The sequence below is a fragment of the Massilia sp. UYP32 genome, assembly GCF_050434365.1.
GTDB lineage: Bacteria > Pseudomonadota > Gammaproteobacteria > Burkholderiales > Burkholderiaceae_D > Telluria > Telluria timonae.
Genome location: NZ_JBNDIK010000020.1, coordinates 1 through 14,201, shown reverse-complemented (window position 1 = coordinate 14,201; position 14,201 = coordinate 1). Strand labels below are relative to the sequence as shown.

Genomic DNA, 14,201 nt, shown 5'->3' with positions numbered 1-14,201 from the left:
ATGCTGCACAAACTTCTTTCCGGCGACCTGCCGCGCAGCCGCATCCTGACCGCGCTGCTGCTCGTGATCCTGCTGGGACTCCTGCTCGCGCCTTTCCTGTTTTCCGGCGCACGCCCGCTCAACACGGCGGCCACGATCTGCGTCTACATCGTGCTGGTGGCGTCCTACGACCTGCTGCTGGGGTACACCGGCATCGTCTCGTTTGCCCATACCATGTTCTATGGCATCGGCGCCTATGGCATCGGCCTGGCCCTGGCCCGCGTCGACGAACCCACCTGGGGCGTCATGGTGACGGGCCTGGTGCTGGCGCTGCTGCTGGCGCTGGCCCTGGCCCTGGTGGTCGGCCTGTTCGCGCTGCGCGTGCGCGCCATCTTCTACGCCATGATCACGCTGGCCGTTGCATCTTCGTTTGCGGTGCTGGCCTCGCAGCTGTCCGACCTGACCGGGGGCGAAGATGGCGTGACCTTCAGCGTGCCGGAGCTGCTGTCGCCCAGCTACCTGCTGTTCGAGAACGAGGTCTTCGGCCGCTACGTCGACGGCAAGGTGATCACCTATTACCTGGTGTTCGCCGGCAGCGTGCTGCTGTTCCTGTTCCTGCTGCGGCTGGTGAACTCGCCGTTCGGCCGCGTGCTGCAGGCGATCCGCGAGAACGAGTTCCGCGCCGAGGCGCTCGGCTACCGCACCATGGTCTACCGCATCTGGGCCAACTGCCTGGCCGCGCTGGTGGCGGCGCTGGCCGGCGCCCTGATGGCGCTGTGGCTGCGCTACGTGGGGCCCAAGACTTCGCTCGGCTTCGAAGTGATGACCGACATCCTGCTGATCGTCGTCATCGGCGGCATGGGCACCATGTATGGCGCGGTGATCGGCGCCACCCTGTTCATCCTGGCCCAGAACTACCTGAAGGAACTGATGGCGCACGGCTCGACGGCGCTCGAAGGCGTGCCGCTGCTGGCCGCCGCCCTGCATCCTGACCGCTGGCTGCTGTGGCTGGGCGTGCTGTTCATCCTGTCGATCTACTTCTTCCCGATCGGGATCGTCGGCAAGCTGCGCGTGCGGGCGTGGCTGGCGCGGCGCAAGATGGTATCTCCCGTGTCTTGAGACCTCTTCGGAGGTCTTTTTCCTGTCGCAGAGATATCGCGCCGGCGTCAGTCGCGGTTCGGGCGTGGTGGATCACTTGCGCTCGAAAATTCAGCCATCGGTGGACTCGTGGGGCGCCAACGCATGCCGCCCAGCAGGGTGTCCAGTCGTTGCTTGCTTTGTTCAAAAGGCGGTGGATGCTGCGTGATCTCGGTGGCGACCGCCCTGTTCACGGTATGCATTTCGACGAGAATGTAGGGCAAGACGTAAGTGCCCAGCCAGCCTCCATAACCTGTGAAGACATTGTAGATGTCGTATTTCTGGCCCTCCAATCCGGCTTGCAGGACGACGCCGCCTTGCGATGCGCTGAGTCCTCCCATTTTTACGGACTGGGGGCCGATGCGCTTGATGACCACCGGCCTGGCTTCATCCTCCCGCATTTGCGGCGGTGGGTTGATGCTCGCATGTGCCAACGCGTGTAGCAGCGGCGCTTTCGATCGGCGAGGGTGCACGGTGCCTGTTTCAATGGTGTAGAGCACGCCTGGAGCGTCGGGGAAACGCAAGGACTGCTTGAATTCGACGACGGTCCTGCCGTCGTCTGGAATGAAGCCATAGGGGATACATACGCCTGGTTCGGTCGGAATCTCGTGCAAGGCACGTGGCCTGAATGACTTGAGCATGGCGGAGAAATCACGCCTGTGAGCTTCCTTGGCGGCTGGCGTATCCATCTTGACCGTTGATTCGAATATGTATATGTAGTCTCCCCGCGTCAGGTAGGCGCGATAATTCGAATATTTGGTCATATAAATACCCCCTTCGAGCGTGCTGGTCCAATAGCCGTAGCTGGCGGGTACGCCCGGGTCGAACGGTTCAAATTTCTCGCGCATCTCCTCAATGGACTTTTGCCACATCTGAATAAATTCTTCCCGTTGTTTCACCTCTCTACGCAAGCTTTCAGCATCTTTGTTCTCCCGCCTCTGCTCATCGATATATCTGCGCGATCTTTCTATCAATTCCCTTAAATTCGCTTCTCGTGCTGGCGGGGTTATATCAAATATTTTCTCTTTACTGCTCCCACTCACCGACCCAATCACGGCAATATACGTATTACCGAAACGCAATGTATCGCCAGAACTGCGAACATTATTACTAAATGACCTCCCCCAAAATCCGCTACCATGCGGAACGTTATAGTATACTGGCCACTCGATTTTGTTTTTCACCTCGAATACGAGACGACCCAAGCATTCTGATTCAAGACCAGCGACGGGCCGATAATTCGGCGCAGTAACTTCTAGCACTCTTTTAGCATCAGGTATTCGAGATGGCACTGCATCTTCGCCATCGACTTGCATTGGTGGCGTCTGATTCGACTTTGCATCGCAGGCAGACGTCAGGGCAATCACCAGCGAAACCGCGACGCTATTCGACCAGAACAGGAAAAAATGCTCCTTGCGAAGCCATGCCCTGGGCGCACGAACAATAAGAACGCCCATCTGATCCATCCTAACTCCATTTTTCAAGTTTCGCATTTTCAGCCTCACCTATTCCAGCAAATGCATGTCCATCATCTTCAGACCTTCTCTCATCAGCAAGGATAGTCAAATTCATACCTGACGAATTACTCTCAGAATCCGTCCAAGACATTGGCAATGCAACGATAAATCCTTTGACGCCTATAGGATCCGTCTCGATAGTTCGCGATTTTGCATTCCATGACGAAGGCTTATCCATCACATTATCCAGCCTCCAGAAGCGCTCATTAAATGGCATATGCGCGTCTAACCTTCGCGTAGACCTATTCCATGTCGACCAAATCGAACTGGATCCCCCATCCACGTGCGGCAGAAAGGGAAATGCTTTTTTATATGCTAAAGCGTTAGCATATGAGACATGTTGGACAGCCTTCCAACTCTCCATGGCAGCGGGCTTATCAATAACGTTCTCCAGGTCGCGTGCAGGTTGGCTCCCAGCCATGAAACCAAACAGCTTCCTCCACAACTGCACTCTCAGCCTATGAACATTGGCACTTACCAGATCTTGATGCACACCGTCCAAGCTGATCTTCACCTGCTCATCATCACGCAGGATGACTGCGAGTTCCGAATCCCTGTCTCCAAGTTGACTACGATCATTAATATTGGCACTCCCCAGAACTGCCACCCTGTCGTCGACAATCAGCAACTTAGAATGCACGTAAATCTGTTCCGTTACGGGCCGTTGCCCTAAACTTTGCCAGCTTCGAAGATTCAGCATGGTCAAATAAGGTCTCCAGGATTCTTTAGCAGCATCTATAACATTATCAATTTCATATTTTTCAACCTCCGCGACCGCATCTTTTCTGCTAATTTTCCTTTCTTTGCACAACATAGCTCCAATTACTGCACGTCGAATCCTATTCACCAGACTGTGACTTCCCGCGACAATCGACTGCATGGTCAAATGTACCTGCGTCATGATATTCAGGGTATCCAATGTGCCCTCAGGGTGAAAAGGAAGTACCATATACACATGGAATGGGCGCCCGTCATAGATCGCATTCTCTATTCGACAAGCCAGCGCTTCACCGATCGGATTCAAGACTGCTTTCTGCGATGACCCTATTGATTGTGTTGCTTTTATTGCAGCGATATTTTTTAGCACCGCCTTCAAATCTCTTAGAAAAGCCGCTCCCTTCCCATTCCCATCCTTCATCACGGCATCGATCTGCGACCAGCGTATTGCAGCTGGTATATCACCAGGCGCGACCTCGTGGATTTCCAGGCGCTTTGCATATTTCTCATAGTCTGCCAAGGCTGTAACATCGGTCAGCGTGGCCATTGGCGAATTCTTTTTATCTTTTTCGCCGATTAGCTGATCAACCCCATAAGCCGATTGGAAGAACTGCCCTTCTATATAAATGAACTTCTGCGCACCATGAATTGCAGTCAGCATCGCCTTCAGACAATCATTCTGCGCATGTCCATGGTGTTTTTTTGCGGCCCCCGATGGCGCCGCATTCGACTCATCACGCAGCATCGCCACCGGCGCACTACGCAACACCTGCACCCAGCTCTTCCCCGGTCTGGGCTGCGCCGTCCTGGGCGGCGGCGCGGGTAGCCGCGGTATGCGAATACGTGCCGACGGCTTCAACCCGAATACAGCAAACAACGCACTGACATCCCGGGAAACAGCCGCGTGCGATCGTTCATAACGGCATGCGATGCCGTTCCAGCGCTGCACGAAATTCCTGGCCAGGTCGCTGACCGCCGGACCACTGATCGACGAATGGACATCGTGCCAGGGCATGCGCGGCTGCCCGGACGAGAGCGTCTTTCCGCTGGCAGGAACCACCTTGCCCAACGTTTTCAGGTTGGTGTACCGCCCTTTGGAAGTGTCGGCAAGGTTGCTCAGGTGCGTAAGCGTCGCGATCGTGAACGCCTCGATGAGCTCGACGCTGCCTTTCCACAGTCCCGCCGGTAACTGGTCCAGACTCGCGTTGTTCAGCCACGCCAGCAGCACCGCTGGCGCATTTGCCGCATGCGCCCCGCCGGTTTCCCGCAGCCACTCGAGCTTGCCATTCAGTTCCTGGTCCAGGCGCCGATAAGCCCAGCGCGCGGCGTCCTGGGCCGCGTCCACGGGAACATCCTGGAGCTTGCGCACGAACTCTGGCATCAAATCGCCTGTTGCCCACCAGTCGCTGACCACCTTGTGGGTCCGCGCCAGCGTATCGCCGACCGAACCGATCGCATCCTGCGCCATGGCGAGCGGTTTCGCGGGGGCCGACGTGATGAAGGTGCCGGTGCCGCCTACTCTCCCGTGAAAACAGGCGCAGAACAGTTCGGCGCGCGTCAGGTATTTCGTTTGCTCCACCTTCGACAGCGTATGAATTGGCGGAATACAGGGGTTATACAACTCGCTCCCGGTCCGTCCCTCCGCGGCGAGCGAGAAACGCCCATCGTCGCGCCTTCCGTATGCCAGATCGATACCTCCGACAAACGCCCGCTGCTCGTCGATGACCACGAGCTTTTGATGGTGCGAGAAACCGATGCCGAGGCCACCAGACATATCGCTCTGCGCGATCGCAGGCAGGGCAAAGGCACGCGCCGGCGGCGGCAGTCCCGCGTTGAGCTGGAAGACCACCAGCATCGTCTCGAAGTCGCCGGTATCGACACCAACCTTCGGCGACAGCCACGGCATCACATACACGCGCAGCGCAGGATTCGAATCGATCGCCTTCTCCAGGCATTGAAACAGCGTCTTCCCGCCAGCCAGCTCGACATCGAAGTTCACCTGCCAGCCAGCAATATAGATCGACTTCCTCGCGCCTGCGATCGCCGCGGCGACGGCATTGAAATACTCTTCGCCGGTGACATAGAAATCCACCTTGTTTCCATGCGACGGCTCGGAAAACACGCTTCCCCAGGACAGCCCCGGATGCTTTTCAACCGGTACGCCGTCCGAGATGAAGCACCCGGGGGCAGAGGTCGCCGCAGCAATCGCTTTACCATCGCGAGAAACCAACTGCGATATGTGCTTGTTGCTCATCGCCAATCCGCTCCAATTCAGCCGAAACAAGTCGATTCATTTCTTTACTTTGGGGAAGATGCCGTTCGTGGCAGCCGCTTCGAATGCTTCTTTCGCATAACGCGCTTGCGGCAGGGCGCCATCCGCGAGCACCGATGCATGAAGATCCAGACTGAAATCCGCTGCGTGTAGGGCTTGCAGCAGCTTCTGCTTCTCGTCCCATTCGGGCGATTCCGTCTGCACATCGATGCGGACGACATGGCCGGGATAGACGAGCCAGGTACCGTCGGGATGCGCGGCATACGCTGCCGCGAGCTCCTCTTGGGCATCCGTTGTCAGCACCACGTTTCCATCGTCATCGGTAAGCCCTTCCGCCACCAATCGGTCGTCATCGATGAACGCAAGGCCGTCAGGCTTTTCGCCCGCCACGATCTTCCATGGCGTGCTCCCCAGCGCATGGCCGTTCGGTCCGGGCGTATCGGCCAGGCGCATATTGAACTGCAGCGGTCGTTCAGCAAGCGCCGAGCGCGGCAGCTTCGGCACCGGATAATTCAGGTTCTGCGGCCCGGACAGGCTTTTTTTTCCAGCGTGGACCCTGAGGGTTCCAGGGCATTGCACCGTGATGTTGCCGCCGCCGATCGTGACGCTCGCGCCGTCCGCGGTCGACAGGCTGATGGACTTCGCCGCCGCCCAGTCGACATGCGCATTGGCGCTGATGAGATTGATCTCGTCACGCGCCTGCACCGTCATTTCATCGCCTTGCGCCTGGATCTCGACGCAGTCCCGTGCCGAGACCAATTCCAATCCCGCACCGTCCTTGTCCGACGCCACCGCGCCCGCCAGCACGCCCATCGCCTGCCCGGAATGGATGCGGCTCGTCCCTCCGGTGACGAACTGGGTGTCCTGGCCGCTCGTCAAACTGCTGGTCTCGCCCGCAAGCAGCTGGATATCTTGCCCGGCGGCGGCGCCCAGGCCGTCCCGCGCCACCACCATGATGAGCGGATCGGCCATGTGCGGCGGCTTTCCATCGCCCGGTGCGGCAGGGTGGGCGTCCCCCGATGCCGATTTCAGCATCGCCGCGAGTGGCGCCGACTCAGCGCTCAACACACTCATGCCAGGTTTCGAGGCGCCGAGATGCGCAGCCAGACCAACCGTGAGATGCCTCGTCGCAGCGGCATTGAACGCCTGAACCGATTTCACCGCCTGCTGCAGCAATCCGATGCCTGCCGTGTTCTCGCCGGCCGGATCGCGCCGGCCCGCGCCGTGCTCGATCCTGTAGCTCGACACCAGCAAGCCGGCGCCGGCGCGCACCGCACCGTAGGCATCGGTGCGTAGTTCCGCTCCCAGCCCGCGAAAACTGCCACGGTAATTGTCGGCGGTATGGATCAGGTGGCCAAGATTCAGTTCGCTCGCCGCATGGGTACACCTCAATTGCACCCGCCCTTGAGCGTCCGTATCGTCGAACAGCAACTGGCTATAGCCCGAGCCGCCGAACTCCTTGCTGCGCAGGCCCCACTGGGCGGCGCCGTTGCGATGGCCGCCCGGGTCGCCGGATGCCCCGTGCCATACCGGACTGTTGCCGCCTGCCAGATTACCTTGCGCCGAACGCGCATGATCGTGGGCACGCTCGAAGACCGCAGCCGTGTGCGACGCGTCGCGCCGTCCTCCAGGCGTCGGTGCAGTGCCGCCTTCCCCCTGGCCGTTGTACAGCGCGCCGACGATGACCGGCCGGTCGATATCGTTTTCCAGGAACTGGACAAGCACTTCCTGGCCGATGCGGGGCAGGAACTGGAAACCCATGCCGTCGCCGCTCGAGCGCTGCGCCACCCGCACCCAGCAACTCGCATCGCCATTTTCCTGCCAGTGAAACCGGATACGTACGCGGCCAAGCCGGTCGCAATACAGTTCATCCGCACCGTTCGGCGTATCTCGGCCGTCAGGACCGACGACAATCGCACTTTGCGCGCCGGACGCCGTCGGTTTCGCCTGGCTGCGTCCATCGCTGCCAGGCAGCTGCGGACGCCACGGAAACTGCACCGGCACCGCTTCGAACCAGTTGGCGTAGCCCAGTTCGAGCGCCGTTGCGACGCTCAGGGCCAGGTCGTCCGGCAGGTCGCCGCGCACGAGTTCCTGCAGCAATTCGGGAACCGGGCCAAACAGCTCGGCGAGCGCATCGCGGGCGGGCGAAGGCAGATTGTTCACGCCGATGCTCAGCGCGCGCAAGACCACGAATGTCGGCGCAGGTCCCGTTTGCCGGCGCGGCAAGCCGGTGACGGTCAGCCGCGTACCTGCCCGCAGCGTACGGATAGTCGAGCGGCCGCTCCACATCCGTGCACGCGCTTCCCGTCCCTCCATCTGGAGGTCCGCGTAGCGGGTCGCCTGCTCCAGGTTCGCATACGCATACTGGCCGGGAGCATCGAACGATTCGAGCTCGGGCAGCCGGCGCGACCGCTCGATACGGGAAGGGGAACTCGCAGCGGTGACCAGGCGCGATTTATAGTCAGGGCCAAGCACGGTGGTAAGCGAAACGTGGAGGCGGCGCTCTTCCACCAGCGCCTGCACCGTGTCGCGCTCTTCCACCGAATGCGCGCCGTGGTAGCGCACGCCTCGCTCGAATGCGCTGCTGGGATCTTCCGGCACCGCGCTTGCCTGGCTACTGTCCGCAAACAGCACCACGCCGGGACCGTCCTCGGCCTGCTCGATGCGCCAGCACAGCCCTTCCTCGGCAAGCAGCCTGCGCACGAAGTCGAGATCGGATTCCCGGTATTGACAACAGTAGCTGCGCGCGACGGCCCGCGCCATGAACGGCCCGGTATCGGCACTCCAGCGCCAGCGTGCCAGTGGCCGGTAGGCCGAGAAGACGGCGTCGATGATCTCGATCACGGTCTTGTCCTGCCATACGCGGCAGTTTCGGGCCTGATCGAGACGCCGGAGCCACGCCGATATCCGCAGGCGGTAGCGCGTAAAGCCGCCGTCGCTGCCAAGTATCGCAGCTTCGCCGATCTCGCCCGCGAAACAGGTGCGCGTGCCGTCGGCCAGGCTGATGTCCAGGCTGGCCCGTTGCCCAATCAGGGTCGCCGGCACGATATACGTGCTGGTGGACAATGCGATCACATCGCGTGTCCCGAGTCCCTGCACCGCGTCATCGCCAAAAAAGGCTTCGACCAGGAGCACGTCGCTTCTCTGCGCCAAACGGTCGTCTTCGAGCGTCAGCGCGTAAAGCCTGGTTTCGCTGGAAAAATGTGCCAGCGTGGAAGTGAGTTCGTGTGCCAAGGCCTGGGTCGTCCATGCAGTGAGGAAAGCGACAGCTATCAAGATATCGCAGCAGAAACTCGGCGAGCATCTCTTTCCGGTGCGATTGCGGCGCATCAATGACGATCTCCCTCCACGTCCACCTACGCGATTGCCGCATCCGAGCCGCAGCGTCTCGCGTATCTGTATGCGGGACGGGTCACCCTGATTCATTGCATCGACGAATGGATGAACGAGCGATGGAAGATGCAGAGAAAAATCCTGATCGTGTGGACGGCTTCAGGGTGCGCCACGACACGTCGGTCGAGGCCGTCGACCAGTCCAGCCGACGCTGCGAAGTCGTCTTCATCGGCAACGCCGCCCACGCCGCCTCGCCCGTTGCGCCGCCGGGCCACCGGCCCGGTGCGCACGCCATTCGGCCGGGCTTCACGGGCGGTATTGCAATTTCCTTTCAGCATCGACTTGCAAAATTGCAAGCGCTTTCGTCAAGTTCCATCGCTGCATTTGAGGGGCGCCGCACACTCCGTTCGATGTTCTGAACACACATCAATATCTCGACCGTTGCCATTTTTATCATTAACTAAGAATGGCCTCGTCGTCAGCCAGCGCGAGGAATCCCATCCCTCTGGCCCCTGAACAACCACACCATGAAAAGACTCCAACTCCTGATCGCGACAGCGGCTGTCACCGCGGCCGCGTCCTCGCCGCTGGCCGCCCAGGCCAACGTCGAGGTGCTCAACGAGGGCTTCGCCAACCTGGCCGGCCTTACCGACTGGAACCTCGTCAACCACAGCAGCCCGGCCGGTATCGGCTGGTTCCAGGGTAATCCCGACGTCTTCGGCGCCCAGTCCGGCCCGGCCAACTCCTACGCCGCCGCCAACTTCCTCGGCGCCGCCAACGGCATGGGCATCGTCGACAACTGGCTGATCACGCCCACGCTCACGCTCAGCGGTCTCACCACGCTGTCGTTCTTCACCAACCGCGAGCTGGCCGACGGCTTCGACGACCTGATCGAGGTGCGCTTCAGTTCCGGCAGCGGGACCGATGTGGCCGGCTTCGACACCTTGCTTGCCTCCATCGGCGGCGACGATGCCTTCCCCGCCGCATGGCAGCAATGGAGCGCCAACCTGGCGGTCGAAGGAGAAGGACGCTTCGCCTTCCGCTACTTCGGCAACCCCGCCACGCTCAGCTACGTCGGCCTCGACACCGTACAGGTGGTCACCGCCGTGCCGGAGCCGGGCGGCCTGCTGCTTCTGGCGTCCGGCCTGGGCGTGCTTGGCCTGATGCGGCGCCGCGAGCGTCAATGAGTTCCTGGAGATATCCCATGCGATCCACTGTCCACCTTCCCGCCATGCTCGCCCTGCTCGTGGGCGCGTCCCATCCGGCTGCCTGGGCCACGCCCCAGGCCGGCGCCAGCCAGGGCATGACCGTCGTGCGCGACGCCGATACCGGCGAGCTGCGCGCGCCGACCAGCGCCGAACGGCAGGCGCTGCAGACCGCGGCGCCGGCTTCGGCCGCCACCAGCCGCCAATCCCCGCCCACCGTGGTGACCGGTCCCGACGGCCGGCGCAACGCCCAGCTGGGCGAAAGCCGCCTCGTCTACTCGGTGGTCACGCGCGGCCCCGATGGCAAGCTCGACCAAACCTGCGTCCACGGCGCGCATGCGGCCGAACGCATCGTCAACGGCGTCGCACCCGCCCACGAGAAAGGCCGCCATGATCACCGCTAATTCGTTCGCGCGCCTCGCCGCCGTCGTGCTGCTCGCGGCCGCCAGCCTGGCCAATATCGCCGGCGCCCGCGCCGCCACCATCGTGATCGTCAACCAGAACGGGGCCGGGATCGGCTTCAACGATGCCACCCCGGTCGAGCCGGTAGGCGGCAATCCCGGCACCACCCTGGGCCAACAGCGCCTGATCGCCTTCCAGCACGCGGCCGACCTGTGGGGTGCGACGCTGGACAGCGATATCCCGATCCGCATCGGCGCCGCCTTCGTGCCGCTCAGCTGCACCGTCACCAGCGCCGTCCTCGGCTCCGCCGGCGCGCCGTCGGTGTGGGCCGACTTCCCCAATGCGCCGCGCACCGACACCTGGTATCCGCCGGCGCTCACGGCCAAGCTGGTCGGCGTCGACCTGACGCCGCCGAGCCAGCAGCACATCATCGCGCGCTTCAATTCGCTGCTCGGCCTGTATCCGAACTGCGTGCCCGGCCTCACCTTCTACCTCGGCCTGGACAACAACGCGGGCGACCAGATCGACCTGGTCACCGTGCTGCTGCACGAGATGGCGCATGGCCTCGGCTTCCAGACCTATACCGACGACGCGACCGGGGAAGAAATCCAGGGCACGCCCTCGATCTGGGATCATTACCTGCTCGACAACCGCAGCGGCCGCACCTGGGTGCAGATGACGGATGCCGAGCGCGCGGCATCGGCGGTCGCCTGGCGCGGCCTGTCCTGGAACGGCGCCAACGTCACCGCGGCCGCACCAAGCGTGCTGGCGCGCGCTGCATTGATGACGATCAGCGGTCCTTCCGCCTCCAGCGCGGCCGGCGTGTATGCGGTGGGCACCGCCAGCTTCGGCCCTCCGGTGGGCGCCACGCCCGTCAGCGGCCAGCTGATGCCGATCATCGACCAGGCCGGCGGCGCCGGCCTGGCCTGCGCCCCACTCAGCACCGTCAATGCGCTGGCGGTACGCGGCAATATCGCCCTGGTCGACCGCGGCAATTGCGACTACGTGGTCAAGGCGCGCAACGTCCAGGCGGCGGGCGCCATCGGCCTGGTGGTGGCCGATAACGTCCCGGGCGAAGTGGCCGGCCTGCCGGGCCTCGATCCGGGCATCACGATTCCCGCGCTGCGCATCACCCAGGCCGACGGCCAGAAGCTCAAGTCCGCCCTGCAGACCCGCTCGCGCACCCGCTCGGGCGTGGTGGCGCAGTTCTCGGTCGATCCGCTGCGCCTCGCCGGGGCCGACGAGGCCGGCCGCGTCCTGCTGTACACGCCGAGCGTCAACGCACCCGGCTCCTCGGTCTCGCACTACACGACCGAAGCCACGCCGAACCAGCTGATGGAACCGGCGATCAACGACGACCTGACGCACGAGGTGGCGCCCCCGCACGACCTCACGCTGCCGCTGCTGTACGACATCGGCTGGTGAACCGGAACGTCCGGCGCCGCGCTCGGGCGCCGGACGCGCGGCAAATAAAAAGGCCGGCCACCCTCGCGGGCGCCGGCCTATGAAGAAGAACCTCAGGCTCAGGCCTGGGCGCCCTTCTTGTACGCTTCCACGCCATTGACCAGCTCGGCCTTGGCCTCATCGATGCCGGCCCAGCCTTCGATCTTGACCCACTTGCCCGGTTCCAGATCCTTGTAGTGCTCGAAGAAGTGCTGGATCTGCTTGAGGCGCAGCTCTTCCAGGTCTTCCAGCGACTGGATTTTCTTGTACATCGGCAGCACTTTTTCGACCGGCACCGCGATCACCTTGGCATCGCCGCCGCCGTCATCGGTCATCTTCAGCACGCCCAGCGCGCGGCAGCGCACCACCACGCCCGGCGGCAGCGGGAACGGGGTGATGACCAGCACGTCGCATGGATCGCCGTCGTCGGCGATGGTCTGCGGCACGTAGCCGTAGTTGCACGGATAGTGCATGGCCGTACCCATGAAACGGTCGACGAAGATCGCGCCGCTGTCCTTGTCGACCTCGTACTTGACCGGATCGGCGTTCATCGGGATTTCGATGATGACGTTGAAGTCGTTCGGCACGTCTTTGCCGGCTGGGACGTTATTCAGGCTCATGGATGGTCCTTGGTTGCTGGAGAGTCAATAATAGGCCGTCATTATAGCGAAACAGGCATCGCCTGTGCGGTGCGGCAGCGGTCAATGGTGTCGTCATCGGTCGGAGCGGTGTGACTGCATTGCCGCTTGTCGACTCTTTCTTCCACCATCCTCTCGCTGCAGATTGGTGCACCACGAAAACCGGCTTGTGCTTTCCGTTTTTATTGGTTCGAATATCCGAATTAACCACACATTTTTTGCAGAAATCTTACTTCTAAGCATTTTTCTTTGCATCATGTGGCGGTCCATGAGAGAGTTTCTTGTTATTGAAATCCAGCAAATTTCCCAAGCCATCCTCCGTAAATACGGATTTGCTGATTTTCACGTCTTTCTCAAACAATATCGGAGCGTCTCATGAGTACAAGAACAGCAACCGTCCCGCCTGGCAATGGTGAAATCGCCTTCATCGATACGTCCATCGCCGGCTACCAGACGCTCCTGGATGGCTTGCGAGAGGGTGTGGAGGCAGTGCTGATCGACGGCGCCCACGATGGCGTGGCGCAAATCGCCGCGGCGCTGGCCGGCCGCAGCGGGATCGAGGCAGTCCACATATTTAGCCATGGGGCGGCCGGCGTTCTGCAACTGGGCGCGACGCGCCTCACCGAATCCAGCCTTGCCGAACATGCGGCCGACCTGGACGTGCTGCGCAGCACGCTGGCAGAGGGCGCCGATCTGCTGCTCTATGGCTGCGATGTTGCTGCCGGCACGGTGGGTGAAAGCTTTTTGCATGCCCTGTCGGTGGCGACCGGAGCCGACGTAGCCGGCTCCATCGATCCGAGCGGCAGCGCGCTGTTGGGCGGTGATTGGGAACTGGAAGCGGATACCGGCAACATTGAAACACATTCGGCGCTGACGAAGCTTGGTTCGGCCACTTTTGGCGGTCTGCTCGGCATAAGCAGCGAAGACTTCGATTCTCTGGGACCTGGCAACATTTTCGGAAAGGCCATCACTGCGGGAGACTGGACCTTTTCATCTGATGTCGACACCGATTTGGCTATCGCGAGCAGCGCCCCGGAAGAGTTTCCCACATATCTGAACATCGATGAGAACGATCCAAACGACCGTGCCGTCGCCCTCAACTACCAACAACTTCTCGGACCGCAGGAATTCCGAATGAAGTCGACGGACGGCACGAATTTCAGCCTTGAATCCTTCAAGATTGGACAAAGCCCGGAATCACCATCGACGGTTACCATCGTCGCATACACGGACAGTGGCTTAAAAGTGCCTGGGGTCGCGATCGACCTTGCTAACTCGTCTTCCAATGGCGGTATTACCTATTCAATGAACGCCAACGATATCAATGGGCGTTACGGTACGTTGACCTTCGGCTCGGCGTACGCGGACATCGATGAGATCCGCTTCATCGTTAGCGAAGGTGCAAATCTATTTCTCGACAATATTACGGTAAGCCCGGTAGCAGTGGATGAGACGGAGCCCCGGGACCTGTCAGAAATTCTGTGTGCGGGGCCAGAATTCAGAGTTAGATAATTGCGTTCGTGAAGCGCTCGCCGAACATGATAGCGAACTGGTTGGC

10 protein-coding genes are annotated in these 14,201 nt (G+C 61.3%); 6 read left to right on the top strand and 4 right to left on the bottom strand.

The window, feature by feature from the left end:
* A complete protein-coding gene (locus ABIB42_RS16475; protein ID WP_429248652.1) occupies positions 1-1,098 on the top strand; it encodes a branched-chain amino acid ABC transporter permease in 1,098 nt (365 codons plus the stop codon).
* A 47-nt stretch (positions 1,099-1,145) separates the two neighbouring features.
* Here the strand turns inward: ABIB42_RS16475 and ABIB42_RS16470 are convergent, their stop codons facing one another.
* From ABIB42_RS16470 to ABIB42_RS16460, 3 genes are read right to left on the bottom strand one after another with little or no spacing between them, the layout of a single operon-like run.
* Positions 1,146-2,582 carry a T6SS immunity protein Tli4 family protein gene (locus ABIB42_RS16470; protein ID WP_157225685.1) on the bottom strand — a complete coding sequence of 479 codons (1,437 nt, stop codon included), beginning with the start codon at positions 2,580-2,582 and terminating at the stop codon, positions 1,146-1,148.
* A 1-nt stretch (position 2,583) separates the two neighbouring features.
* Entirely contained in the window at positions 2,584-5,604 is a 3,021-nt protein-coding gene (locus tag ABIB42_RS16465) for a phospholipase D-like domain-containing protein (RefSeq protein ID WP_184239570.1), read from the bottom strand.
* A gap of 36 nt (positions 5,605-5,640) precedes the next feature.
* Positions 5,641-8,952, bottom strand: a complete 3,312-nt coding sequence (locus ABIB42_RS16460) for a type VI secretion system Vgr family protein (protein ID WP_429248651.1) — start codon at positions 8,950-8,952, stop codon at positions 5,641-5,643.
* Positions 8,953-9,059: 107 nt separating this feature from the next.
* Here ABIB42_RS16460 and ABIB42_RS16455 point away from each other — a divergent pair, with 107 nt between their 5' ends.
* The 4 genes from ABIB42_RS16455 (at position 9,060) to ABIB42_RS16440 (ending at position 11,987) form a co-directional block, all read left to right on the top strand.
* A complete protein-coding gene (locus ABIB42_RS16455; RefSeq protein ID WP_273028399.1) occupies positions 9,060-9,374 on the top strand; it encodes a hypothetical protein in 315 nt (104 codons plus the stop codon).
* 108 nt (positions 9,375-9,482) lie between these two features.
* Complete coding sequence (locus tag ABIB42_RS16450) at positions 9,483-10,142, top strand: choice-of-anchor J family PEP-CTERM protein (protein ID WP_005669533.1); 660 nt, start codon at positions 9,483-9,485, stop codon at positions 10,140-10,142.
* Between the two features lie 17 nt (positions 10,143-10,159).
* Positions 10,160-10,564, top strand: a complete 405-nt coding sequence (locus ABIB42_RS16445) for a post-PEP-CTERM-1 domain-containing protein (protein ID WP_005669532.1) — start codon at positions 10,160-10,162, stop codon at positions 10,562-10,564.
* Entirely contained in the window at positions 10,551-11,987 is a 1,437-nt protein-coding gene (locus tag ABIB42_RS16440) for a PA domain-containing protein (protein WP_429248650.1), read from the top strand. Before ABIB42_RS16445 ends, ABIB42_RS16440 begins: the two co-directional genes overlap by 14 nt.
* Before the next feature lie 98 nt (positions 11,988-12,085).
* Here ABIB42_RS16440 and ppa read toward each other — a convergent pair whose 3' ends face one another.
* Positions 12,086-12,625, bottom strand: coding sequence for an inorganic diphosphatase (ppa, locus tag ABIB42_RS16435; RefSeq protein WP_005669530.1), 540 nt, complete (start codon positions 12,623-12,625; stop codon positions 12,086-12,088).
* 393 nt (positions 12,626-13,018) lie between these two features.
* Here ppa and ABIB42_RS16430 point away from each other — a divergent pair, with 393 nt between their 5' ends.
* Complete coding sequence (locus tag ABIB42_RS16430; RefSeq protein ID WP_005669529.1) at positions 13,019-14,155, top strand: DUF4347 domain-containing protein; 1,137 nt, start codon at positions 13,019-13,021, stop codon at positions 14,153-14,155.
* The last annotated feature ends 46 nt before the right edge of the window (positions 14,156-14,201 follow it).

Excerpts from the sequence above, each read along its gene's own strand:
- ABIB42_RS16475 (WP_429248652.1), top strand. The coding sequence starts at position 1 with ATGCTGCACAAACTTCTTTCCGGCGACCTGCCGCGCAGCCGCATCCTG.
- ABIB42_RS16470 (WP_157225685.1), bottom strand. The coding sequence starts at position 2,582 with ATGGATCAGATGGGCGTTCTTATTGTTCGTGCGCCCAGGGCATGGCTT.
- ABIB42_RS16465 (WP_184239570.1), bottom strand. The coding sequence starts at position 5,604 with ATGAGCAACAAGCACATATCGCAGTTGGTTTCTCGCGATGGTAAAGCG.
- ABIB42_RS16460 (WP_429248651.1), bottom strand. The coding sequence starts at position 8,952 with ATGCGCCGCAATCGCACCGGAAAGAGATGCTCGCCGAGTTTCTGCTGC.
- ABIB42_RS16455 (WP_273028399.1), top strand. The coding sequence starts at position 9,060 with ATGGATGAACGAGCGATGGAAGATGCAGAGAAAAATCCTGATCGTGTG.
- ABIB42_RS16450 (WP_005669533.1), top strand. The coding sequence starts at position 9,483 with ATGAAAAGACTCCAACTCCTGATCGCGACAGCGGCTGTCACCGCGGCC.
- ABIB42_RS16445 (WP_005669532.1), top strand. The coding sequence starts at position 10,160 with ATGCGATCCACTGTCCACCTTCCCGCCATGCTCGCCCTGCTCGTGGGC.
- ABIB42_RS16440 (WP_429248650.1), top strand. The coding sequence starts at position 10,551 with ATGATCACCGCTAATTCGTTCGCGCGCCTCGCCGCCGTCGTGCTGCTC.
- ppa (WP_005669530.1), bottom strand. The coding sequence starts at position 12,625 with ATGAGCCTGAATAACGTCCCAGCCGGCAAAGACGTGCCGAACGACTTC.
- ABIB42_RS16430 (WP_005669529.1), top strand. The coding sequence starts at position 13,019 with ATGAGTACAAGAACAGCAACCGTCCCGCCTGGCAATGGTGAAATCGCC.